A 22,495-nucleotide genomic window follows, 5' to 3' on the forward strand; every position below is an offset into this window, starting at 1 on the left:
CTCTCCTGCCTACTGTGGCTCCTGTCCGGTTAACGACCTTCCCCGTGGGGCGGGGCGGTGGCAGGCTGCCCTTCATGGGGGCTCTGAGGCGGATTTGGCATCGGCCACACAGGCGCCGCACGGTGGTCGCGGCGGCCGGACTCGTGGTGGCCGCCGTGGGCGGTGTCGTCGCCTGTGATCCCGGTGGACTCGGATCGGCGACCGTGGCCTTCACCACCGACCAGACCGCGACCAACGAACTGGAGCGGCGCGACGTCGACGTCCAGTGGCTCAGCTGCACGGCCTCGGTCAACGGCGGCAACAGCAACGGCAAGGGCAACAAGGCGTCCGGGTCCGGGAGTTCACCGTCGCCGAGTGCGAACGCCGTCGCGAGCGTCGACTGCCGGGGCAAGACCGGGGACGGCAAGGACATCACCGTCACCGGCAAGGTGACACGGGCGGTCAACGGCAGATGCGTACGCGGGGACCTCACCGCCAAGGTCGGTGGCAAGCAGCGTTTCCGGGTCAGCGGCCTCGGCAACTGCGACGCACCCAGCACGCCGACCCGTACCCCGTCGGCGACCTGGCGCCCGCCGGACAACGGGCGGCCCGCGCCGACCGTCACTGTCACCGTGACGAGGACCATCTGGTGCCAGAAGGACCCGAGCTGCCTGCCCGTCGAGGGCAAGTAGCGCTCCCGCGTGGGCAAGGAAGTGATCAAACCCCTGTCCGGGGGCCTGATCGTTGCTTAGGGTGATCGGGTGACTCAGCCCTCTTCGCCTGCGTATCTCCGGTTTCCGCATCTGCACGGCGACTCGGTCGCCTTCACCGCCGAGGACGACGTCTGGGTCGCCCCGCTCGACGGCGGCCGGGCCTGGCGCGTCAGCGCCGACAACGTGCCGGTGAACCATCCCCGTATCTCCCCGGACGGCACCCGCCTCGCCTGGACCTCCACCCGCGACGGCGCACCCGAGGTGCATGTCGCCCCGATCGACGGCGGATCCAGCAGACGGCTGACCTACTGGGGCAGTTGGCGGACCCAGGTGCGCGGCTGGACCCCGGACGGGCGGGTCCTCGCCATCAGCACCCAGGGACAGGCCAGCCTGCGCCGCTCCTGGGCGCGGGCCGTGCCGCTCGACGGCGGACCGGCAACCGTGCTGCCGTACGGGCCCGTCGGTGATGTCGCCCAGGGGCCGGCGACCGTTCTCCTCTCCGCTCCCATGGGACGCGAGGCCGCCTGGTGGAAGCGCTACCGGGGCGGTACGGCAGGCAAGCTGTGGATCGACGGGGATGGCCAAGAGGGCGAAGGCGCGGGGGAGTTCGTCCGGCTCCATGCCGACCTGGACGGCAACCTGGAGTACCCGGTGTGGGTGGGCGAGCGCATCGCGTTCCTCTCCGACCACGAAGGTGTCGGGGCGCTGTACTCCTCCCTGGCCGACGGCTCCGACCTGCGACGGCACACTCCGATCGACAGTTTCTACGCCCGGCACGCCGCGAGCGACGGCAGCCGTGTCGTCTACTCCTCCGCAGGTGAACTGTGGCTCCTCGACGACCTGGACGGATCCGAGCCGCGACGACTCGACATCCGGCTCGGCGGGCAGCGCGCCGATCTCCAGCCCCGTCCCGTGAGCGCCTCGCGCTGGTTCGGGTCCGGAGCGCCCGACCACACCGGGCGCGGCAGCGCCATCGGCGTGCGCGGCTCCGTGCACTGGGTCACCCACCGGTCCGGTCCGGCCCGGGTGCTCGCCTCGGGGCACGGCGTACGGGCCCGGCTGCCCCGCGCCTTCCGCGTGGACGGCGAGGAGTGGGCCGTGTGGGTGACGGACGCGGAGGGCGACGACGCACTGGAGTTCGCCCCGGCGACCGGCACCGCACCGGGGGCCACACCGCGCCGGCTCGCCGCCGGGCAGCTCGGCCGGGTCCTCGGCCTGGCCATGGCGCCCGACGGCAGCCGGGCCGCCGTCGCCTCCCACGACGGGCGCGTCCTGCTCGTCGAGCGCGAGTCGGGGGAGGTGCGCGAGGTCGACAGCAGTGGCGACGGTGATGCGTCCGGGCTCGTCTTCTCGCCCGACTCCGCCTGGCTCGCCTGGTCCCACCCCGGGCCGAGTCCGCTGCGTCAGCTCAAGCTCGCCAACACCACCGACCTGTCGGTGACCGAGGCGACCCCGCTGCGGTTCCGGGACTACTCACCCGCGTTCACCGCCGACGGCAAGCACCTGGTGTTCCTGTCGGCGCGGTCCTTCGACCCCGTCTACGACGAGCACGTGTTCGACCTGGCCTTCGTCGGCGGTTCGCGCCCGCACCTCATCACCCTCGCCGCGACCACGCCCTCGCCCTTCGGGCCGCAGCGGCACGGGCGGCCCTTCGAGGCGCCGGACAAGGACGAGACGCCCGACAGCGAGGGAGCCCCGGCGACCCGTATCGACCTCGACGGGCTGGCCGACCGTATCGTTCCGTTCCCGGTCGAGGCGGCCCGCTACTCCAACCTCCGGGCCGCCAAGGACGGTGTGCTGTGGCTGCGCCACCCCGTGCGGGGGGTTCTGGGCTCCTCCCGGGCCACCCCGGACGACCCCGACCCGAAGACCGAGCTCGAGCGGTACGACCTCGCCCAGAAGCGCATCGAACACCTTGCCGGGGACGCCGACCACTTCGCCGTCAGCGGCGACGGCAAACGCGTTCTGCTGTGGACCGACGGCAAGCTGAAGGTCGTACCCAGCGACCGGCGTGCCTCGAACGACGACGAGAGCGACACCAACATCACCGTCGACCTTTCGCGCGTACGGCAGAGCGTCGACCCGGTCGTCGAATGGCGGCAGATGTACGCCGAGAACGGCCGCATCATGCGCGACAACTTCTGGCGCGCGGACATGAACGGCACCGACTGGGACGGCGTCCTCGACCGCTACCGGCCCCTCCTCGAACGCGTCGCCACCCATGACGACCTCGTCGACCTGCTCTGGGAGGTCCAGGGCGAGTTGGGCACCTCGCACGCCTACGTCACCCCGAGAGGCGGGTATGGCAGCGGCGAGCGGCAGGGGCTCCTCGGCGCCGACATCTCCCGTCACACGGACGGCCCCCAGGACACCCCGCTCTGGCGCGTCGACCGCATCCTGCCCGCCGAGACCTCCGACCCCGACGGCGTGTCCCCGCTCGCCGCACCCGGCGTCGCCGTGCGCCCGGGCGACGCGATCCTGGCGGTCGCCGGACAGCCCGTCGACCCGGTGACCGGCCCCGGCCCCCTGCTCGTCGGTACGGCGGGCAAGCCCATCGAGCTGACCGTCTCGCCGTCCGGCGGCGGCGACGCGCGGCACGTGGTCGTCGTACCGCTGGCCGACGAGGAGCCGCTGCGCTACCACGCGTGGGTCAACGACCGACGGGCGTACGTCACCGAGAAGTCCGGCGGCCGGCTCGGCTATCTGCACGTTCCCGACATGCAGGCGCCCGGCTGGGCCCAGATCCACCGCGACCTGCGGATCGAGGTCGCGAAGGAGGGCCTGATCGTCGACGTCCGCGAGAACCGGGGCGGCCACACGTCCCAGCTGATCGTCGAGAAGCTGGCGCGCCGGATCGCCGGCTGGAACCTGCCGCGCGGGCTACGGCCGTACAGCTACCCGGAGGACGCGCCGCGCGGGCCCGTCGTCGCCGTCGCCAACGAGTTCTCCGGCTCGGACGGGGACATCGTGAACGCGGCGATCAAGGCGCTGGGCATCGGCCCCGTGGTCGGTACGCGGACGTGGGGCGGCGTCATCGGCATCGACAACCGCTACCAGCTCGTCGACGGGACACGGGTCACGCAGCCCAAGTACGCCTTCTGGCTGGAGGGTTACGGCTGGGACGTCGAGAACCACGGCGTCGATCCGGACGTCGAGGTCGTACAGACCCCGCAGGACTACGCGGCGGGACGGGATGTCCAGCTGGACGAGGCGATCCGGCTGGCGCTGGAGTCGCTGGAGGAGCGGCCGGCGAAGACGGCGCCGTCGCTGCCGGAGCTGTAGGCGCCGGAGCTCGTCTCGCCCCCTCCCAGGGGCGGGACGGGCAAGTGCGGCGGGGGCGGAACCACCTCGTTACGATGCCCCATGTACGGGATCAACCATCGGCGAGGAGGCATCCCATGGCAGGGGAACCGCAGGACGACTGTCTGTTCTGCAAGATTGTCGCGAAGCTCATCCCGGCGACGATCGTCCGGGAGACGGACACCACCGTCGCCTTCCGGGACATCAACCCCCAGGCGCCGACGCACATCCTGGTGATTCCCAAGGTCCACCACCCCGACGCGGCCTCCCTCGCCGCCGCCGAACCCGGTGTCGCGGCCGACGTGTTGCGCGATGCGGGGGAGATCGCCGCTGAGGAGAAGCTGGACAGCTACCGCATCGTCTTCAACACGGGCAGCGGTGCCGGTCAGACCGTCTTCCACGCCCACGCCCACATCCTCGGCGGGCGTGGCCTGCAGTGGCCGCCCGGGTAACAGGCCATGTCCGCACGTGAACTGGTGGTCCTCGGCACCGCCAGCCAGGTACCCACCCGGCACCGCAACCACAACGGCTACCTCCTCCACTGGGACGGCGAGGGGCTTCTCTTCGACCCCGGCGAGGGCACGCAGCGTCAGATGCTGCGGGCCGGGGTCGCCGCCCACGACATCAACCGGATCTGCGTCACGCACTTCCACGGGGACCACTCGCTCGGGCTCGCCGGGGTCGTCCAGCGCATCAACCTCGACCGCGTCCCGCACGAGGTGACCGCGCACTACCCGCGCTCCGGCCAGAAGTTCTTCGACCGGCTGCGGTACGCCACCGCCTATCGCGAGACCGTCCAGATCGGGCAGGTGCCGGTGTCGGGGGAGGGGGGAGTGCTGGCGACCACGGGCAGTTACCGGCTCGAAGCCCGGAAGCTCTCCCACCCCGTCGAGTCCTACGGCTATCTCCTCGTCGAGCCCGACGGGCGCCGCATGCTGCCCGAGCTGCTCGCCGAGCACGGGATCAAGGGGCCGGACGTCGGACGGCTGCAGCGGGAGGGCTCCCTCGGTTCCGTCACCCTCGACGACGTCAGTGAGGTGCGGCACGGACAGCGGTTCGCGTTCGTCATGGACACCCGGTTGTGCGAGGGGGTGCACGCGCTCGCCGAGGGGTGCGACCTGCTCGTCATCGAGTCGACCTTCCTCGACGAGGATCAGCGACTCGCCGCCGACCACGGGCACTTGACCGCAGGGCAGGCGGGGGCCGTAGCCCGGGACGCCGGAGTGCGGCATCTCGTCCTCACCCACTTCAGCCAGCGCTACCCCGATCCCGCCGAGTTCGAGCGGCAGGCGCGGGCGGCGGGGTTCGAGGGGGAGCTGACCGTCGCCTACGACCTGCTGAGGGTGCCGGTTCCGAAACGGCGGTAAACCGGTCGTACGATTCTTTGATGTCCCTCCCCAAAGCCGAACTCCACCTCCACATCGAAGGCACCCTCGAACCCGAGCTGGCCTTCGCGCTCGCCGCGCGCAATGGCGTGTCGCTGCCGTACGCCGACACCGAGGAGCTGCGGAAGGCGTATCTCTTCGACGACCTGCAGTCCTTCCTGAACCTGTACTACGAGCTCATGGCCGTCCTGCGGACTGAAAAGGACTTCGCGGACCTCGCCGACGCCTATCTCGCGCGGGCCGCCGCGCAGGGTGTACGGCACGCGGAGATCTTCTTCGATCCGCAGGCCCACCTCGCCCGTGGTGTGGACATGGGGACCGTGGTCGACGGGCTGTGGCGGGCGCTCGGCGACAGTGAGGCGGTGCACGGCATCTCCACGCAGCTCATCATGTGCTTCCTGCGCGACGAGTCCGCCGAGTCCGCCATGGAGACGCTGGAGGCGGCGAAGCCGTACCTCGACCGGATCGCCGGAGTCGGGCTCGACTCCGCCGAGGTCGGGCATCCGCCGGTCAAGTTCCGCGAGGTGTACGAGGCCGCAGCCGGCCTGGGGCTGCGGCGCGTCGCGCACGCGGGAGAGGAGGGGCCGCCCGAGTACATCACCGAGGCCCTCGACATCCTCGGCGTCGAGCGGATCGACCACGGGCTGCGCTGCATGGAGGACCCGGAGCTGGTGGAGCGGCTGGTACGGGAGCGGGTGCCGCTGACCCTGTGCCCGCTGTCCAACGTACGGCTGCGGGCTGTCGACGTACTGGCCGAGCACCCGCTGTCCGCCATGCTCGACGCCGGTCTTCTCTGCACCGTCAACTCCGACGACCCCGCCTACTTCGGCGGATACGTCGGCGACAACTTCGGGGCGGTACGGGAGGCCCTGGGGCTGAGCGAGGAGCGGCTGCGGGAGCTGGCGCGCAACTCGTTCCTCGCGTCGTTCCTGGACCACGACGAGGAGCGGCGGGCCCGGTATCTCGCCGAGGTGGAGGCGTACGAGTTCGCCCGGTGACCCGAGGTCCGGCCCGAGGTTCCGGAGGCGTACCCGGAGTGGAGTGACGGCCCGATGTCAGTGGTGTGGTGCAGACTGGCCTGAATCCGCACCATCGTCAGGGAGCGCACAGTGATCGCGTCCACCACGTCCACCGGAGAGGGATCGTCCGACCGTCAGGCCCAGGTCGATCCCCTGGCCGCCCTGCGCGCGCCCGACGAACCTCCGTGGGACGTGTATCTGACGGGCACCGTCTTCCTCGACATCATCTTCACCGGCCTCGACACCGCCCCGGTGCGCGGCACGGAGTCCTGGGCGCGCGGGATGGGTTCCAGCCCCGGCGGGGTCGCCAACATGGCCACCGCGCTCGCCCGGCTCGGCCTGCGGACCTCCCTCGCCGCCGCGTTCGGCGACGACCACTACGGCGAGTACTGCTGGGACGCCCTCGAACAGGGCGAGCACATCGACCTGTCCACGTCACGCACGGTCCCCGGCTGGCACTCCCCGGTCACCGTCTCGATGGCGTACGAGGGCGAGCGCACGATGGTCTCCCACGGCCACGAGCCGCCCCCGGAGGAACCGGCCCCCGAGTGCCCGCCGCATGCCCGGGCCGCCGTCGCCTCTCTCACCCCGGGCGTCCGCGCCCCCTGGATCGCCCAGGCCGCCCGCAAGGGTGCCCGTATCTTCGGTGACGTCGGCTGGGACGACACCGGCCGCTGGGACCTCGCCGGCCTCGCCGACCTGGAGCACTGCGAGGCCTTCCTGCCCAACGCCGAGGAGGCGATGCGCTACACGCGCACCGACTGCCCCCGCGAAGCCGCCCACGCCCTCACCGACCACGTACCGCTCGCCGTCGTCACCCTCGGCGCGCAGGGCGCGTACGCGGTGGACGGGCGTACGGGAGAGACCGCCGAGGTGCCGGCCATCGCCGTCGAGGCCCTCGATCCCACGGGCGCCGGCGACGTCTTCGTGGCGGGCTTCGTCACCGGGACCCTCGCGAACTGGCCGCTCGCCGACCGCCTCGCCTTCGCCGGCCTCACCGCCGCCCTCTCCGTCCAGGACTTCGGCGGCTCCCTCTCCGCCCCCGGCTGGTCCGAGATCGGCGCATGGTGGCGCGAGATCCAGTCGTACGAGCACCAGGACCCGGCGGCCCTTCGGCGGTACGCGTTCCTGGCGGACATGGTGCCCAGGAGCGCCAGACCGCGCCCGTGGCCGCTGCGACGGGCCGTCCCGACGATCGGTTTCCGCAGATCCGCCTGAGCGCGTACGGCGGGCCCTGAGGTACGTACACCGGACCGTGAGCTAAAAGCCCTACGGCGTTGTCAGTGCACCGTCGTAGGCTGGGAGTGGAAGGCTACCCACGTGGTTAGCGTGCCTCATTGAGGAGGTCGTGCAGGCCTACAGGGCCGGCCCATGACTCAGACACCCACAGCTCAGCCCCCTGCGCGGGGGCAGGCACGAGCGCAGTTCACCGTCCCGGCCGCGCACCCCATGGTGACCGTGCTGGGTTCCAGCGACAGTCTGCTGCGCGCGATCGAGAAGGCCTTCCCGGCGGTCGACATCCATGTCCGGGGCAATGAAGTCAGCGCCGTGGGCGAAGCGGTCGAGGTCGCCCTCGTCCAGCGCCTGTTCGACGAGATGATGCTGGTGCTCCGCACCGGACAGCCGATGACGGAGGACGCAGTGGAACGCTCGATCGCCATGCTCAGAGCGAGCGGGAACGGGGAGGGTGACGGTCAGGAGACCCCGGCCGAGGTCCTCACGCAGAACATCCTGTCCTCGCGGGGCCGCACCATCCGTCCCAAGACCCTCAACCAGAAGCGCTACGTCGACGCCATCGACAAGAACACCATCGTCTTCGGCATCGGCCCGGCCGGTACCGGCAAGACGTATCTCGCCATGGCGAAGGCCGTCCAGGCCCTCCAGTCCAAGCAGGTCAGCCGGATCATCCTGACCCGTCCGGCGGTGGAGGCGGGCGAGCGGCTCGGCTTCCTCCCGGGCACGCTGTACGAGAAGATCGACCCGTATCTGCGCCCGCTGTACGACGCGCTGCACGACATGCTCGACCCCGACTCGATCCCGAAGCTGATGGCCTCGGGCACGATCGAGGTGGCGCCGCTGGCGTACATGCGTGGTCGTACGCTCAACGACGCCTTCATCATCCTGGACGAGGCGCAGAACACCAGCGCCGAGCAGATGAAGATGTTCCTCACCCGTCTCGGCTTCGAGTCGAAGATCGTGATCACGGGTGACGTGACGCAGGTCGACCTCCCGTCCGGGACGAAGTCCGGCCTGCGGCAGGTGCAGGACATCCTCGAAGGCATCGAAGACGTCCACTTCTCGCGGCTCACCTCCCACGATGTCGTCCGGCACAAGCTGGTCGGCCGTATCGTCGACGCGTACGAGAAGTACGACAACGAGAACGGCACGGAGAACGGCACCCACAAGGGTGTCCGGGACAGCCGCAACAAACGGAAGTAGACAGACCAGCACCATGTCGATCGACGTCAACAACGAGTCCGGAACCGAGGTCGACGAGCAGGCGATCCTCGACATCGCCCGCTACGCGCTCGCGCGGATGCGCATCCACCCGCTCTCCGAGCTCTCGGTGATCGTCGTGGACGCCGACGCCATGGAGCAACTGCACATCCAGTGGATGGACCTGCCCGGTCCGACCGACGTCATGTCCTTCCCCATGGACGAGCTGCGCCCCCCGTCGAAGGACGACACCGAGCCGCCGCAGGGGCTTCTCGGTGACATCGTGCTCTGCCCCGAGGTCGCCGAGAAGCAGGGCAAGGAGGCCGAGACGCAGCACTCCATGGACGAGGAACTCCAACTCCTCACCGTCCACGGCGTGTTGCACCTCCTCGGCTACGACCACGAGGAAGCGGACGAGAAGGCCGAGATGTTCGGCCTCCAGGCCGCCATCGTCGACGGCTGGCGCGACGAACAGGGGATGACCGGCCCGTCGCCCGCCCCGACGGTGTCATGACCCCCCAACTCGTCACCGGTGCCATAGCGCTGGTCGTCGTCGCCTGGCTCGCCGCCTGCGCGGAGGCGGGCCTCGCGCGGGTCTCCAGCTTCCGCGCCGAGGAGGCCGTCCGCGGCGGTCGGCGCGGCAGCGCCAAGCTCGCGCAGATCGCCGCCGACCCGACCCGCTATCTCAACGTGGCACTGCTGGTGCGCGTGGTCTGCGAGATGGCCGCCGCCGCGCTCGTCACCTACGCCTGCCTGCAGCGGTTCGACAGGACCTGGCAGGCCCTCGCCGTCGCCATCGGCGTGATGGTGCTCGTCTCGTACGTCGCGGTCGGCGTCTCGCCGCGCACGATCGGGCGTCAGCACCCCCTCAACACGGCCACGGCGGCCGCGTACGTCCTGCTGCCGCTGGCCCGTGTCATGGGGCCCATCCCCTCCCTCCTCATCCTCATCGGCAACGCGCTCACGCCCGGAAAGGGCTTCAGGCGCGGCCCGTTCGCCTCCGAGGCGGAGCTGCGGGCGCTGGTCGACCTGGCCGAGAAGGAGTCCCTGATCGAGGACGACGAGCGCCGCATGGTGCACTCCGTCTTCGAACTGGGCGACACCCTCGTACGGGAGGTCATGGTCCCTCGTACGGATCTGGTGGTCATCGAGCGGTACAAGACGATCCGGCAGGCCCTCACCCTCGCGCTGCGCTCCGGGTTCTCGCGCATTCCGGTCACCGGGGAGAGCGAGGACGACGTCGTCGGGATCGTGTATCTGAAGGACCTCGTCCGCAAGACGCACATCAGCCGGGACGCGGAGAGCGAGCTCGTCTCGACGGCGATGCGGGCCGCGGCCTTCGTGCCCGACACGAAGAACGCCGGTGACCTGCTCCGCGAGATGCAGCGCGACCGCAACCACGTCGCCGTCGTCATCGACGAGTACGGCGGCACGGCCGGCATCGTGACCATCGAGGACATCCTTGAGGAGATCGTCGGCGAGATCACCGACGAGTACGACCGTGAACTCCCGCCCGTCGAGGAGCTGGGCGACGAGCGTCACCGGGTCACCGCCCGCCTCGACATCACCGACCTCGGGGAGCTGTACGGCCTGGAGGAGTACGACGACGAGGACGTGGAGACGGTGGGCGGCCTGCTGGCGAAGGCGCTGGGCAGGGTACCGATCGCCGGGGCCTCGGCTGTCGTCGAACTGCCCGACGGACGCGAACTGCGGCTCACGGCGGAGGCCGCGGCCGGACGCCGGAACAAGATCGTGACGGTGCTGGTGGAGCCGACCGACCCCGCCGGGACGGCGGAGGAGGAGAAGCAGGGGAGCGAGTCGTGACTCCGCAGGAACTGCGTGCCCTCTGCCTCTCGTTCAACGCCGCTGTCGAGGACTTCCCGTTCAGTCCGGGAGTCTCCGTCTTCAAGGTGCTGGGCAAGATGTTCGCCCTGTGCTGGCTGGACAACCGGCCCCTGACGGTCAACCTGAAGTGCGACCCGCAGGACGCGATCCGGCTGCGCGCCGATCACCCGGGGCTGATCATCCCCGGGTACCACATGAACAAACGGCACTGGAACACGGTGACGGTGGACGGGGAGTTGCCCGGGCAACTCGTGCGGGAGCTGGTCGAGGACTCGTACGACCTGGTGGTGGCCGGTCTGCCGCGCGCGGAGCGGTTGCGGCTGGACCGGCCCTGACAGGTACGGCGAGCAGGTGCTTGATACAGGTGCCGCGTGCAGGCCTCAGTACGGCAGGATGCGGCCCGACGGGGTCCTGCGGTCGATGGGGAGGTCGCGGGGCGAAGGAGCGCTGGGCCGACGGATGACGCGGATGCGGGTCTGGCGGTTCATAACGCCTCCTCATGGCTCGCGGTTCCTGGGTCATGCCCTGATCGCCCGCACCTGATACCTGTTCTTGTGTGACTTCCTTGTGTCATGAAGCCTCAGGTGCCCTCAGCAGGGGACAAACCGCGTAAGTATGCTCTTGGCATGACCGACAGTAACGCGCTCGACCTCGATCCCGAGGACCGCAAGATCGTCACCCTGGCCCGCTCCGCCCGGGCCCGCAACGGGGTTCCCGAGGGGGCGGCGGTACGGGACGAGACGGGACGTACGTATGTCGCCGGCACGGTCTCCCTCGACTCGCTGAAACTGAGCGCGCTGCGAACGGCGGTGGCCATGGCGGTGGCGTCGGGCGCGACGTCGCTGGAGGCGGCGGCGGTCGTGACCGGAGCGGAGACGGTACCCGAGGCCGACCTGGCGGCCGTACGGGATCTGGGCGGGCCCGCGACCCCGGTGCACCTGGCCGCGCCGGACGGGGTGGTCCGGCTGACGGTGTCCGCCGGATGAGGTGAGACCGGGAGGCCGGACGAGGTGGACCGAGGAGCCCTCACGAGGGTTGGTCTTCGGCCACTTTGGCGGTCACCCGGAAGATTTCGCCATGTGTCCCTTGTAATCGCGAGCAACCCACGCATCAATGGAACCGCTCTTCCGACGGACCGTCAGATTCCCCCGCGCGGCGCCCCGCACCCGCCCCGCGGCTGACCGCACCCGGCCGCCGTACCCCCCACATCGCAGTTCCCCACATGGCAATTCCCGTACCAGGGAAGGGAATCTCTCGATGAGAAGCACGTCAGTACGCCTGCCTGCGAGCAGGCGGCTTGGTATCGGTGCGGTATTCGCGGCGGGCACGCTCGCCGTCACCGGTCTGGCCTTCGCGCCGGCCGCTGCGGCCGTCGCCCCCACCAGCGCGACAGTCACGTACAACTGCGGTCTGTTCGGCGGAGGTTCGACCGTACTCTCCGCCACGCAGTCCGGCACCTCGGCCACCATCACCGTCACCTCGAACATCAACGCCCCCCTGGCCCTCGCCGCCGACTCGATAGCCTCCACACTGACCATGAGCAAGGCCGGCGGCGGGACCACCGCCTTCACCGGCACCAAGAACCCGGCCACGGCCAGTGGAACCCCGGTCGTCGTCGGTCCGTTGACCGGCACCGTCGCCTCCGGTGACAGCCTCGACGCGGGCGGTGGCACCCTCAAGATGGTGCTCTTCGGCATCACCGTGACCTGTACGCCGACCGGAAACCAGTCCCCGGGACCGTTCGTCTACGCGTGACGGTCCGCCTCCCCGCACCCTTCTGAAGTGCGGCCGGCGTCGCTCGCTTCGCAGCGGCGCCGGCCGTTCCCGTCCGGGAAGGCGGGAACCGACGAGAACTGATGGGCCGTCAGTTCACTTTCCGCGAGCCCCCGTTATTTGGTGAGATGGCATTGACTTCTCACACAACCTGCACATCAATGGCCCCCTGTCGGCGCAGACGAGCCGCTGCGCCCGCATCCCTCAGAGGGGGCAACCATGGCCAATTCGGCATCCATGGGTTCGACCAACCGAAGACGGCGCTGGGCCGCGCTGCTCGGGGCGACCGCGCTGGCGGTCACCACGGGCGGTGCGCTGGCCGTCCCGGCCGGCGCGCTCAGCACGGCGTCCGCCGCCGTGGACTACGCCACGCACTGCGTTCCGCCGCCGATCGCGGGCCTCCCGCCCATCGACGGCACCACCACCGGACAGATCACGGTGGACAACACCGCGCCCAAGGTCGGCGACACCGTCACCGTGACGTACACGGTGGTCAAACCGGCCGCGAGCAATCCCACCGACCTCGCCCTGCCCGCCGACATCATGACGCCCACCGGAAAGGTAACCCTGGGCGGAGCGCAGAACGGCGACATCACCGTCACGGGGCCCAAGAAGAACGACCCCGTGCCCGGCAAGGGCGCTTTCCCGTCGTTCGCGATGACCGGCACCTTCACGGTCACCGCGCCCGGCGCGATCACCCTCTCGCCCAGCGACTACAACATCCACACCAGCTACATCCTTGAGCTGGACACGCCCTGCACGCTCCTCACCCCGCCCGCGCCCGTCTCCGAGACGATCACGGCGACGGACGGGACCCCGGCCAACACCCGTGCCATCACGCTGGGTTCGGCCTCCGGAGCACCAGGGGCCGAGGTCTCCGTGACCGGCGCGAACTTCACCGCCGGTGCCACGGTCACACTCGCCGGCCGGTCCGGGGCCTCCCAGACCGCCGACACCGCGACCGTGACCGCCAACTCCCAGGGTGGCTTCAGCGGCACCCTCGCCGTCAGCGACAAGACGACGACCGGGGTCGTGGCGTACGAGGGCAGCGCGTGGAGCGACACCAAGGGGGCCGGTCCGGCCGCCTATGTCGTCATCGACGACACGCCCGTTCCCGACAACAGCCAGAAGATCACCACCACGGTCAAGGCCGGTGATCTGTCGATGACCCAGGCAGGGGACTCCGTCCAGCTGTCGTCCGTCGACTTCGGCAAGGGTGGGGCCTCGAAGGCCCCGCTGCAGACGGTGACCGTCAAGGACTTCCGCGGCGGACCCGCGGGCTGGTCCCTGACGGGCAAGGTCACCGACTTCACCGGGCCGGGCGCCAAGATCGGTGCCGACAAGCTCAGTTGGACTCCGGCCTGCACCACCAAGGCCGGCAGCCCCAGCACCTGCCGACCCGGGTCCCCCGGTGTGGTGGGCGGGACGGGGGCCACCCTGGCCTCCACACCCGACGGAACGGTCACCGGCGGCGAGTTCACCGTCGACGCCGGACTGTCGCTGGACGTACCGGCGTTCACCCCGCCGGGCACCTACGCCGGCGTACTCACCCTCACCCTCACCTGAGCGACGTCCACCCGGACCATGCTCAGCCGATCAAAGAGCACCTGAACCACCCGCACCTGAACGGCCGTTCGTCATCCGGTGGCCGGGCGCGCACCCGCCCGCCACCTACCTCGTCCGTGGGGGTCCGCACCCATGCGTAAGCCGTACGTCCTTCTCGCGCTCCCCATGTTCCTGCTGGCAGCGCTCGGCACGTCACTCCTGACGTCCGCCCCCGCCCGGGCCGCCGACAACGGCAGCTGGTCGGTCTTCCCCGTCGCCTCCGCGGTGGCGCAGCGCCCGTACTTCTACCTCTCCGCCGATCCCGGTACGTCCGTCACGGACAAAGTGGCGGTCACCAACAAGACCGGCGAGCCGCTCACCTTCCGGCTGTACGCGGCCGACGCCTACAACACCGTCCGCGACGGCGGTTTCGCGGTACGCACCCTCACCGAGAAGCAGCGCGGCGTCGGCGCCTGGGCGCGGCCCGTGAAGTCCCGGGTCACCGTGCCCCCGCACAGGTCGGTCACTGTGCCCTTCACCCTCAAGGTGCCCGAAGGCGCCGAACCCGGAGACCACGTGGGCGCGTTGGTCGCCCTCGACGAGCGGATCGACACCGGCGACGGTTCCCTCGCACTCGGGGTGCAGCGGGCGGTCGGGGCGCGTATCTACCTGCGGGTGAACGGGCCGGCCGTCTCCGCCATCGCCGTCGAGGGCGTCAGCATCAGCCACCACCAGCCCCTCGTACCTGGCATCGGCGACAGCACCGCCACCATCTCCTACACCCTCCACAACACCGGGAACGTCACCCTCGACCCCCGGGTGGAGGTGCGGGCACAGGGCCTGTTCGGCCGTACGCTGCTCGCCCGCGACCTCGCCGGAGTCCCCTCCGAGCTGCTGCCCGGCCAACGCGTCAGGCTTTCCGAACCCTGGCACGACGCCCCCCAACTCGACTGGGGCGACGTCACGTTGACGGCGTCGGCCAAGGACACCCGCGAGTCGGCGAGCGTGTCCTTCTTCGCGCTGCCGTGGCTGATGGCGCTGGTCGTGGTGGTGTTCGGCGCGGTGGGGTCGGTGCTGGGGGCCAGATGGTTCAGAGCGCGTCGGGACCGCGCTCGCCCGTCCGAACCCGGACCACCGTCTCCACCGGAAGAGCCCACACCTTCCCGTCCCCGATCTTCCCCGTTCGCGCGGCCTTGACGATGGCGTCCATCGCGGCGTCGGCGTCCGCGTCGTCGACGACGACCTCGATACGGACCTTCGGGACCAGGTCGACCTGGTACTCGGCGCCGCGGTACACCTCGGTGTGGCCGCGCTGACGGCCGTAGCCGCTGGCCTCGGTCACGGTCAGACCCTGTACGCCGAGTTCCTGGAGCGCGGTCTTGACCTCGTCGAGGCGGTACGGCTTGACGATCGCGGTGATGAGCTTCATTCCTGGCTATTGACCTTCTGCGCGGAGGAGTGGGAGGAGTGTGCGGCGGACGAGACCGGGGCGCCGTGGCCCAGGACGCCGTGATCGTATGCCGTCTCGGCGTGCACCGTAAGGTCGAGACCGGTGTGCTCCTCGTCCTCGCTCGCCCGGAACCCCATGATCTTGTCGATCGCCTTCCCGATGCCGTACGTGACGGCGAAGGCGTACGCCCCCACGGTGACCACGGCGACGGCCTGCCTGCCCAACTGCCCGAGCCCGCCCCCGTACAGCAGCCCCTCGGCCCCGCCGGTCATGGACGCGGTGGCGAACACGCCGATCAGCAGCGTGCCGATGACTCCGCCGACCAGGTGCACGCCGACGACGTCGAGCGAGTCGTCGTAGTTCAGCCGGAACTTCCATCCGACGGCGTACGAGCAGACGACACCGGCGGCCAGCCCGACGACCAGCGCGCCGAGGAGCGAGACCGACCCGCAGGACGGCGTGATGGCCACCAGACCGGCGACCGCGCCGGAGGCCGCGCCCAGGGTCGTGGGGTGACCGTCACGGCGCTGTTCGACGAGGAGCCAGCCGAGGAGGCCGGTGCAGCCGGCGGTGAGGGTGTTGAGGAAGACGGCGGCGGCCAGCCCGTTGGCGCCGAGCGCGGAACCCGCGTTGAACCCGAACCAGCCGAACCAGAGCAGACCGGCGCCCAGCATGACCATGGGCAGGTTGTGCGGCCGCATGGCGTCTCGCTTGAAGCCGAGGCGCGGGCCGAGGACCAGGCAGAGGGCGAGACCGGAGGCGCCGGAGGTGATCTCGACGGGCAGACCGCCGGCGAAGTCGAGGGCGCCGAGACGGTCGAGAATCCAGCCGCCCGGGCCCCACACCCAGTGCGCGACGGGAACGTATACGAGCAGCGCCCACACGGGTACGAAGACCAGCCACGCCCCGAACTTCGCCCGGTCGGCGACCGCGCCGCTCACCAGGGCGGCGGTGATGATCGCGAAGGTGAGCTGGAAGGTGGCGAAGAGGAGGGTGGGCACGGTGCCCTGCACGCTGTCGGGCCCGAGCCCGGCCATCCCGGCGTGCTTCAGCCCGCCGATCAGCCCGCCGCCGACGTCGTCCCCGAAGGCGAGGGAGTAACCGGCGGCCAGCCACACCACTGTGACCAGGGCGATCGACACGAAACTCATCATCAGCATGTTGAGGACGCTCTTCGTGCGGACCATGCCGCCGTAGAACAGCGCCAGGCCCGGGGTCATGAGGAGTACGAGGGCGGTGGCGGCGAGCAGCCAGGCGGTGTCGCCGGTGTCGATCCGGGCGGCGGCCAGGGTCACGGTCGTCACGGTGTCTCCGGTCTCTCCAACGGGGGCAGGGGCTCGTCAGAGGGTCACCGGTGTGCGTTTCGGGTTCCGTACGGGGGTGTTTCCGGCGCGTTTCGTGTTGCGCGGGCATTTCCGGAAGCTCACCGGTCACTCCGGCGGAGCGGCCCGCGGGTGCCCTGGAGGTGCCCCAGGGGTGCCCGGAGGGCCTCGGCGTGCGGTGGGTCTCCGTGGATCAGGGACAATGGGCGCCATGAGTGTCCGTACCCCGTCATCCGAGCCGTCCGAGCAGTCCGGCGCGTCGCAGTCCTCTGCCGCGCACCGCGCCGGTTTCGCCTGCTTCGTGGGCCGCCCCAACGCGGGCAAGTCCACCCTCACGAACGCTCTGGTCGGCCAGAAGGTGGCGATCACCGCGGACCAGCCGCAGACCACGCGGCACACGGTACGGGGCATCGTGCACCGGCCGGACGCGCAGCTGATCCTGGTCGACACCCCGGGGCTGCACAAGCCGCGCACACTGCTGGGCGAGCGCCTGAACGACGTGGTGCGGACGACGTGGGCCGAGGTCGACGTCATCGGCTTCTGCCTCCCGGCGAACGAGAAGCTCGGCCCCGGTGACCGGTTCATCGCGAAGGAACTGGCGGCGATCAAGAAGACGCCGAAGATCGCGATCGTGACGAAGACCGACCTGGTCGAGGGCAAGGCGCTGGCCGAGCAGCTCATCGCGATCGACCAGCTCGGCCGTGAGCTGGGGTTCGAGTGGGCGGAGATCGTGCCGGTCTCGGCGGTCGCCGACAAGCAGGTGGACCTGCTGGCCGACCTGCTCGTCCCGCTGCTGCCCGAGGGGCCGGCGCTCTATCCGGAGGGTGACCTCACGGACGAGCCGGAGCAGATCATGATCGCGGAGCTGATCCGGGAGGCGGCGCTGGAGGGCGTACGCGACGAGCTTCCCCACTCGATCGCGGTCGTGGTCGAGGAGATGATCCCCCGCGAGGACCGCCCCGCCGACAAGCCGCTGCTCGACATCCACGCGTTCGTCTACATCGAGCGGCCGAGCCAGAAGGGCATCATCATCGGCCCGAAGGGCAAGCGGCTCAAGGACGTCGGCATCAAGAGCCGCAAGCAGATCGAGGCGTTGCTGGGTACGCCGGTCTTCCTGGACCTTCATGTGAAGGTCGCGAAGGACTGGCAGCGGGATCCGCGTCAGCTGCGGAAGCTGGGGTTTTGAGGGCGGGGGCTATCTGGTCCGGCGTTTTCTGGGTGCCGTTGCGGAATTCGTCCGTCGGTCAGTCGGCCGTCGGTCAGTCGACCCCCCTGATCCGCCCCACCAGCACCGCCCCCGCCAGCCCGATCACCGCGGACACCAGATACAGCACCGGGTAGCCGCCCAGATAGGTCACGATCGGCGCCGCGAGGACCGGTGCCGCCACCTGGGGCAGGGCGTTGGCCACGTTGATGACGCCCAGGTCCTTGCCCCGGTCCACGGCCTTCGGCAGCACGTCCGTCATCAGGGCGAAGTCGACCGACGTGAAGACGCCGAACCCGATGCCGAGCACCGCCGACGCGACGATCGCCCCCGGCCAGGTCTGCCACACCGCCAGCGCGGCCGTCGCCACCGCCATCAGCACCCCCGACCAGATCACGAACGGCTTGCGCCGGCCCACCCGGTCCGACCAGACCCCGCCGACGACCACCGTGGCGACCAGCGTCACGCTGTTGACCGCCGTCAGGATCAGGACACCGCCCTCGGGGTCGGCGTAGTCGAGGCGGTCGCGCAGGTAGTACAGCAGGTACAGCAGCACCAGCGCGTTGCTCAGATTGATCAGGAAACGGGTCAGCCAGGCCCAGGCCAGGTCCGGATACCGGCGCGGGCTCAGCCAGAATCCGGCCAGGAAGGTCCGCCAGGACCACGTCGGCAGATCCCCGGCCGTGATCCGTAGATCCTTGTGCCGCAGTACGTACGGCGCCACCCCCAGCAGCGTGAACGCCGCGCACGCCACGTATCCCGCGCCCACCCCGCCCGCCGCCGTCGCCAGTCCCGTACCGCCGACCACACCGAGAATCTGTGCGACGCCCAACCAGCCGCCGACAGAGCCCCGTTGAAGCCTGGGAACGCGGTCGGGCACGGCCGCCGTGACGGCGGCGAAAGCCGCGTTCAGGGTCAGCTGGACCAGGCACCACCCCGCCACCATCGTCCACAGCCCGCTCGCCCCCGCCAGCAGCAGCAACGACAGCGCACCGCCCGCCGCGCCGGCCACGATCCACGGCGTACGGCGCCCCCACCGGGACGTCGTACGGTCCGACAGCGCGCCGAAGAACGGGTTCGCCACCAGCGACACCAGGGCGCCCGCGCCCGCCACCCAGGCCAGCAGGGTCTCCTTCGACATCCCGGTGCCGGGCGCGAAGTCCTCGGCCTGGGAGGCGAGCAGGATCTGCAGCGGCCCGAACCAGCCCACCCAGATCGCCCCGTTGGCGAGCGAGAGCGAGGCGGTCCACCCCCGCCCGACCCGCTCCACGGGCTCGGCGAGCGCCCCCGCCGACCCCGGGGCCTCCTCCGCCCCTTCGGTCGTCGTCATTCCTGAGTCACCGCCCCGCCCGCTCTTCGCTCCTCCTGCTGCGCGCCGAGAAGATCCCTGAACCAGGCGTACGAAGCCTTGGGTGTCCGGGTCAGCGCGGCCGGGTCGTCGAAGTCCACGTGGACCAGCCCGAACCGCCGCGCGTACCCCTCCGCCCACTCGAAGTTGTCCAGCAGCGACCACACGAAGTAGCCGCGAACGTCCACACCCGCCTCCACCGCCCGGTGCAGCGCCCGGACATGACCGTCCAGGTAGACGATCCGGTCCTGGTCGTCGAGCCCCTCGTACGAGCAGCCGTTCTCGGTGATGACGACGGGCGGCAGCCGGTCGCCGTAACGGTCACGGAAGGTGGTGAGCAGCTCCGTGAGGCCCTCCGGTACGACGGGCCAGCCGAAGTCCGTCACCGGCACGCCCTCGATCTCCTGGACGGAGAAGGGGAGTTCGGCCGGGATCGTCAGTCCGCCGAACTCGATGTCGGCACCCTGCGGCGCGCCCACCTTCGTCGGGGAGTAGTAGTTGACGCCGTAGAAGTCGAGCGGCTCGCCGATCACCTTCAGGTCGGCCTCCACGTCGCCCGGCATCAACTCGCCGAGCCCGTCGGGGTATTCGCCCAGGAGGATCGGGTCGGCGAACAGCCGGTTGAGGAGGAGGTCGTAGAACCCGGCGGCCTCCAGGTCTGCCGGCTCCTGAGTCGCCGGCCAGGTCGGTCCGTGGGAGTTGGCGATCCCGATGTCCGTGGCGCCGGCGGCGCGCAGTGCCCGTACGGCCAGTCCGTGGCCGAGGAGTTGGTGGTGGGCGGCCGGGAGCGCGTCGAACATCAGCTGCTTCCCCGGGGCGTGTGCGCCCAACGCATGCCCGAACAGGGTGTGTTCGGCGGGCTCGTTGAGCGTGATCCACTTCTGTACGCGGTCGCCGAGCCGCTCGGCCACGACGGACACGTACTCGGCGAACCGGGACGCGGTGTCCCGCTCCAGCCAGCCGCCCTTCTCCTGGAGACGGGCCGGCAGGTCCCAGTGGAAGAGGGTCGGGACTGGACGTACGCCCGCCGAGCACAGCTCGTCCACCAGCCGGTCGTAGAAGTCGAGGCCGCCGGGGGAGTTCACGCGGGGCCAGGAGACGGAGAAGCGGTACGCGTCGACGCCGAGGCCGGCCAGCAGGGCCACGTCCTCGGGGTAGCGGTGGAAGTGGTCGCAGGCCACCTCGGCCGTCGAGCCGTCCTTCACGCGCCCGGGCTCGGCCGTGAAGGTGTCCCACACGGACGGTTCGCGCTGGTCCGCCGCGCCCTCGATCTGGTGCGCGGAGGTGGACACGCCCCACAGGAAGCCGGCCGGGAACTGGGGTATCGGGTTGGTCGCCATGCGCCGGATCATGGGTACCGGGGGTAACGGGTGTCAACGGCCGGGAGTGAACAACCCGTTACGCGCCCTTTGTCGACACCCGCGACACCCGTTTCGCGTTTTACGCTCCCTCTTTCAACACCCTTGAGATCAGTCTCCGTTGCTCGTCGGTGAGCCGGGGATCGGCGCAGTACACCGTCTTCCCGTCCACCGTGATCTCGTAGCCGAAGCCGTCCGGAACCCCGTCCGGAGGGGTGCTCTGGCCGCCGGCCACCGCCTGGTCGGCCAGGGCGTGCCACCCGGGGGCATCGGGCCGCCCCGAGGTGTCCACCTCGGCGTGCCGCTCGATGCCCGCGAATCCGCCCGTACGTGTCACCTGAATACGCATGGGTCCCTGTCTAGTACGAGAACGGCTCGAGTACGAGCGATCAGTGACGGGTGTCGAGTGCGGCCAGTGGCGCCGCCGGTACCGCTACAGGCGGGGCCGGGGTGTGATGGGCACTCCGACACGCTCCCACGCCTTCAGTACGGCCTGGAGTTCCTCGCCGTCGCCGTAGCGCTCGCTCGCTACGGCGACGGTCAGCTGGGCGAAGTCGTCGAAGAACGCCTTCTCCTTCAGGTCGCCGCCGGTCAGCACGTCGTACCAGATCTGCCCGGCCCGCTCCCACGCGTTGCCGCCGAGGGCGGTGGCGACGAGGTAGAAGGCGTGGTTGGGGATGCCGCTGTTGATGTGGACGCCGCCGTTGTCGCGGCCGGTGCGGACATAGCCGTCCATGGTCGCGGGCTGCGGGTCCTTGCCGAGCACGTCGTCGTCGTACGCGCTGCCCGGTTCCTTCATGGAGCGCAGGGCGGAGCCGGTGACGTTCGGGGCGAGCAGGCCCGCGCCGATCAGCCAGTCGGCCTCGGCGGCGGTCTGGCCGAGCGAGTACTGCTTGATGAGCGAGCCGAAGACGTCCGACATCGACTCGTTGAGCGCGCCCGGCTGGCCGAAGTAGGTGAGGTTCGCGGTGTGCTGGGTGACGCCGTGGGTGAGCTCGTGGCCGATGACGTCGACGGAGTTGGTGAAGTCGACGAAGATCTCGCCGTCACCGTCGCCGAACACCATCTGCCTGCCGTCCCAGAAGGCGTTGTTGTAGCCCTCGTCGTAGTGGACGCTCGCGTCGAGGGGCAGGCCGTCGCCGTCGATCGAGTGGCGCTGGTAGGCCTTGAGGTAGAGGTCGAACGTGGCGCCGAGGCCGGCGTAGGCGCGGTTGACGGTGGCGTCCCGGCCGGGTTCCGAGCCCTCGGCGCGCACCTTCGTGCCGGGCAGCGTGGTGCGGTGCTCGGCGTCGTAGATCGTGCGCAGCGGCTGGTCGGAGGGCGCCTTCACGGCCGCGGCGCCGGCCAGGCGGAACTCGGAGGTGAGGCGGCGCTCGGTTCGCTTCTGGGCGTCGAGCAGCAGCGTGTGCAGTGCGGGGCCGGAGACGGCCGGGTCCTCGTGGCGGGCGAGCGTGTTGAGGATGTGCGGTGGGACGATCGTGCAGAAGACGGGCTCAAAGCCCCCGTTTGTCGTCATGCCCGGCACCCTTGCACCGAGTCATACGACTGTCACCACCCGCAACCATGATTGGTGAAATACCGGGACAAGGGCCCCCTCGCTCGGTGACTGAGTGGTATGAGCTGGGTTACGCCGAGTGGGATGGCGCACTTTTTGCCCCTTTTGCTCTCCCCCTCCCGCATACTGATGGTCCCGCATAGTGATACAGACCCGCGCGTCCGGCGCGGCTCGGCTACAGTGCGGAGCATCATGCGTATCGGGCTGCTCCTCCTTAGCTGCCGCGGCGAGGGCCTGTAAGTAGAGGCCGACCCCCTCCCCGC

General features: G+C 70.3%; 21 protein-coding genes. 15 read left to right on the forward strand and 6 right to left on the reverse strand.

Going from position 1 to position 22,495, the window contains the following annotated elements; genetic code table 11:
• Positions 1-74 precede the first annotated feature (74 nt).
• From PV734_RS43265 to PV734_RS43330, 14 genes are all read left to right on the forward strand, one after another.
• Positions 75-671 carry a hypothetical protein gene (locus PV734_RS43265; RefSeq protein ID WP_319093426.1) on the forward strand — a complete coding sequence of 199 codons (597 nt, stop codon included), beginning with the start codon at positions 75-77 and terminating at the stop codon, positions 669-671.
• Between the two features lie 69 nt (positions 672-740).
• Positions 741-3,974 carry a S41 family peptidase gene (locus PV734_RS43270; protein WP_319294799.1) on the forward strand — a complete coding sequence of 1,078 codons (3,234 nt, stop codon included), beginning with the start codon at positions 741-743 and terminating at the stop codon, positions 3,972-3,974.
• Positions 3,975-4,090: 116 nt separating this feature from the next.
• Positions 4,091-4,444: a histidine triad nucleotide-binding protein gene (locus tag PV734_RS43275; RefSeq protein WP_319093424.1), complete on the forward strand. Its 354-nt coding sequence runs from the start codon at positions 4,091-4,093 to the stop codon at positions 4,442-4,444.
• A 6-nt stretch (positions 4,445-4,450) separates the two neighbouring features.
• Entirely contained in the window at positions 4,451-5,359 is a 909-nt protein-coding gene (locus tag PV734_RS43280) for a ribonuclease Z (RefSeq protein WP_319294801.1), read from the forward strand.
• 20 nt (positions 5,360-5,379) lie between these two features.
• Positions 5,380-6,375, forward strand: coding sequence for an adenosine deaminase (locus tag PV734_RS43285; RefSeq protein WP_319294803.1), 996 nt, complete (start codon positions 5,380-5,382; stop codon positions 6,373-6,375).
• 111 nt (positions 6,376-6,486) lie between these two features.
• A complete protein-coding gene (locus tag PV734_RS43290) occupies positions 6,487-7,614 on the forward strand; it encodes a carbohydrate kinase family protein (RefSeq protein WP_319093421.1) in 1,128 nt (375 codons plus the stop codon).
• Positions 7,615-7,767: 153 nt separating this feature from the next.
• On the forward strand, positions 7,768-8,835 hold the full coding sequence (locus PV734_RS43295) for a PhoH family protein (protein ID WP_319093420.1): 1,068 nt from the start codon (positions 7,768-7,770) through the stop codon (positions 8,833-8,835).
• Between the two features lie 13 nt (positions 8,836-8,848).
• A complete protein-coding gene (ybeY, locus tag PV734_RS43300; protein WP_319294805.1) occupies positions 8,849-9,346 on the forward strand; it encodes an rRNA maturation RNase YbeY in 498 nt (165 codons plus the stop codon).
• Positions 9,343-10,656 carry a hemolysin family protein gene (locus PV734_RS43305; RefSeq protein ID WP_319294806.1) on the forward strand — a complete coding sequence of 438 codons (1,314 nt, stop codon included), beginning with the start codon at positions 9,343-9,345 and terminating at the stop codon, positions 10,654-10,656. The genes ybeY and PV734_RS43305 overlap by 4 nt, the downstream gene beginning before the upstream one ends.
• Positions 10,653-11,012, forward strand: coding sequence for an MmcQ/YjbR family DNA-binding protein (locus PV734_RS43310; RefSeq protein ID WP_319093417.1), 360 nt, complete (start codon positions 10,653-10,655; stop codon positions 11,010-11,012). Before PV734_RS43305 ends, PV734_RS43310 begins: the two co-directional genes overlap by 4 nt.
• Positions 11,013-11,303: 291 nt before the next feature.
• Positions 11,304-11,663 carry a cytidine deaminase gene (locus PV734_RS43315; protein ID WP_319093416.1) on the forward strand — a complete coding sequence of 120 codons (360 nt, stop codon included), beginning with the start codon at positions 11,304-11,306 and terminating at the stop codon, positions 11,661-11,663.
• A gap of 271 nt (positions 11,664-11,934) precedes the next feature.
• Positions 11,935-12,432 (forward strand): hypothetical protein, encoded by a 498-nt coding sequence (locus PV734_RS43320; protein ID WP_319093415.1) that lies wholly within the window; start codon positions 11,935-11,937, stop codon positions 12,430-12,432.
• A 255-nt stretch (positions 12,433-12,687) separates the two neighbouring features.
• Complete coding sequence (locus PV734_RS43325) at positions 12,688-14,016, forward strand: beta-xylosidase (RefSeq protein WP_319093481.1); 1,329 nt, start codon at positions 12,688-12,690, stop codon at positions 14,014-14,016.
• Between the two features lie 132 nt (positions 14,017-14,148).
• Positions 14,149-15,192 (forward strand): WxL protein peptidoglycan domain-containing protein, encoded by a 1,044-nt coding sequence (locus tag PV734_RS43330; protein ID WP_319093414.1) that lies wholly within the window; start codon positions 14,149-14,151, stop codon positions 15,190-15,192.
• Here the strand turns inward: PV734_RS43330 and PV734_RS43335 are convergent.
• Both PV734_RS43335 and PV734_RS43340 read right to left on the reverse strand, forming a co-directional pair.
• On the reverse strand, positions 15,086-15,424 hold the full coding sequence (locus tag PV734_RS43335) for a P-II family nitrogen regulator (RefSeq protein ID WP_319093413.1): 339 nt from the start codon (positions 15,422-15,424) through the stop codon (positions 15,086-15,088). The two genes, PV734_RS43330 and PV734_RS43335, sit on opposite strands and share 107 nt — an antisense overlap.
• Positions 15,421-16,740: an ammonium transporter gene (locus tag PV734_RS43340; protein ID WP_319093480.1), complete on the reverse strand. Its 1,320-nt coding sequence runs from the start codon at positions 16,738-16,740 to the stop codon at positions 15,421-15,423. The genes PV734_RS43335 and PV734_RS43340 overlap by 4 nt, the downstream gene beginning before the upstream one ends.
• A 229-nt stretch (positions 16,741-16,969) precedes the next feature.
• Between PV734_RS43340 and era the strand changes: the two genes are divergently transcribed.
• Positions 16,970-17,953 (forward strand): GTPase Era, encoded by a 984-nt coding sequence (era, locus tag PV734_RS43345; RefSeq protein ID WP_319093412.1) that lies wholly within the window; start codon positions 16,970-16,972, stop codon positions 17,951-17,953.
• Positions 17,954-18,026: 73 nt separating this feature from the next.
• On the opposite strand, the gene PV734_RS43350 is transcribed toward era, so the two are convergent.
• The 4 genes from PV734_RS43350 to PV734_RS43365 form a co-directional block, all read right to left on the reverse strand.
• Positions 18,027-19,301 (reverse strand): MFS transporter, encoded by a 1,275-nt coding sequence (locus PV734_RS43350; protein ID WP_319093411.1) that lies wholly within the window; start codon positions 19,299-19,301, stop codon positions 18,027-18,029.
• Positions 19,298-20,671, reverse strand: coding sequence for a GH1 family beta-glucosidase (locus tag PV734_RS43355; RefSeq protein ID WP_415924370.1), 1,374 nt, complete (start codon positions 20,669-20,671; stop codon positions 19,298-19,300). The genes PV734_RS43350 and PV734_RS43355 overlap by 4 nt, the downstream gene beginning before the upstream one ends.
• Positions 20,672-20,759: 88 nt before the next feature.
• Positions 20,760-21,026: a protealysin inhibitor emfourin gene (locus PV734_RS43360; RefSeq protein WP_319093409.1), complete on the reverse strand. Its 267-nt coding sequence runs from the start codon at positions 21,024-21,026 to the stop codon at positions 20,760-20,762.
• Between the two features lie 84 nt (positions 21,027-21,110).
• Positions 21,111-22,193: a M4 family metallopeptidase gene (locus PV734_RS43365; RefSeq protein WP_319093408.1), complete on the reverse strand. Its 1,083-nt coding sequence runs from the start codon at positions 22,191-22,193 to the stop codon at positions 21,111-21,113.
• Between the last annotated feature and the right edge of the window lie 302 nt (positions 22,194-22,495).

Origin of the sequence: Streptomyces sp. AK08-02, assembly GCF_033795085.1 — a bacterium.
GTDB classification, from domain to species: Bacteria; Actinomycetota; Actinomycetes; order Streptomycetales; family Streptomycetaceae; genus Streptomyces; species Streptomyces echiniscabiei.

Bases quoted from the DNA above. Each gene is read 5' to 3' on its own strand.
- PV734_RS43265 (WP_319093426.1), top strand. From the start codon at position 75: ATGGGGGCTCTGAGGCGGATTTGGCATCGGCCACACAGGCGCCGCACG.
- PV734_RS43275 (WP_319093424.1), top strand. From the start codon at position 4,091: ATGGCAGGGGAACCGCAGGACGACTGTCTGTTCTGCAAGATTGTCGCG.
- PV734_RS43280 (WP_319294801.1), top strand. From the start codon at position 4,451: ATGTCCGCACGTGAACTGGTGGTCCTCGGCACCGCCAGCCAGGTACCC.
- PV734_RS43285 (WP_319294803.1), top strand. From the start codon at position 5,380: ATGTCCCTCCCCAAAGCCGAACTCCACCTCCACATCGAAGGCACCCTC.
- PV734_RS43295 (WP_319093420.1), top strand. From the start codon at position 7,768: ATGACTCAGACACCCACAGCTCAGCCCCCTGCGCGGGGGCAGGCACGA.
- ybeY (WP_319294805.1), top strand. From the start codon at position 8,849: ATGTCGATCGACGTCAACAACGAGTCCGGAACCGAGGTCGACGAGCAG.
- PV734_RS43305 (WP_319294806.1), top strand. From the start codon at position 9,343: ATGACCCCCCAACTCGTCACCGGTGCCATAGCGCTGGTCGTCGTCGCC.
- PV734_RS43315 (WP_319093416.1), top strand. From the start codon at position 11,304: ATGACCGACAGTAACGCGCTCGACCTCGATCCCGAGGACCGCAAGATC.
- PV734_RS43320 (WP_319093415.1), top strand. From the start codon at position 11,935: ATGAGAAGCACGTCAGTACGCCTGCCTGCGAGCAGGCGGCTTGGTATC.
- PV734_RS43325 (WP_319093481.1), top strand. From the start codon at position 12,688: ATGGGTTCGACCAACCGAAGACGGCGCTGGGCCGCGCTGCTCGGGGCG.
- PV734_RS43330 (WP_319093414.1), top strand. From the start codon at position 14,149: ATGCGTAAGCCGTACGTCCTTCTCGCGCTCCCCATGTTCCTGCTGGCA.
- PV734_RS43335 (WP_319093413.1), bottom strand. From the start codon at position 15,424: ATGAAGCTCATCACCGCGATCGTCAAGCCGTACCGCCTCGACGAGGTC.
- era (WP_319093412.1), top strand. From the start codon at position 16,970: ATGGGCGCCATGAGTGTCCGTACCCCGTCATCCGAGCCGTCCGAGCAG.
- PV734_RS43350 (WP_319093411.1), bottom strand. From the start codon at position 19,301: ATGACGACGACCGAAGGGGCGGAGGAGGCCCCGGGGTCGGCGGGGGCG.
- PV734_RS43355 (WP_415924370.1), bottom strand. From the start codon at position 20,671: ATGATCCGGCGCATGGCGACCAACCCGATACCCCAGTTCCCGGCCGGC.
- PV734_RS43360 (WP_319093409.1), bottom strand. From the start codon at position 21,026: ATGCGTATTCAGGTGACACGTACGGGCGGATTCGCGGGCATCGAGCGG.
- PV734_RS43365 (WP_319093408.1), bottom strand. From the start codon at position 22,193: ATGACGACAAACGGGGGCTTTGAGCCCGTCTTCTGCACGATCGTCCCA.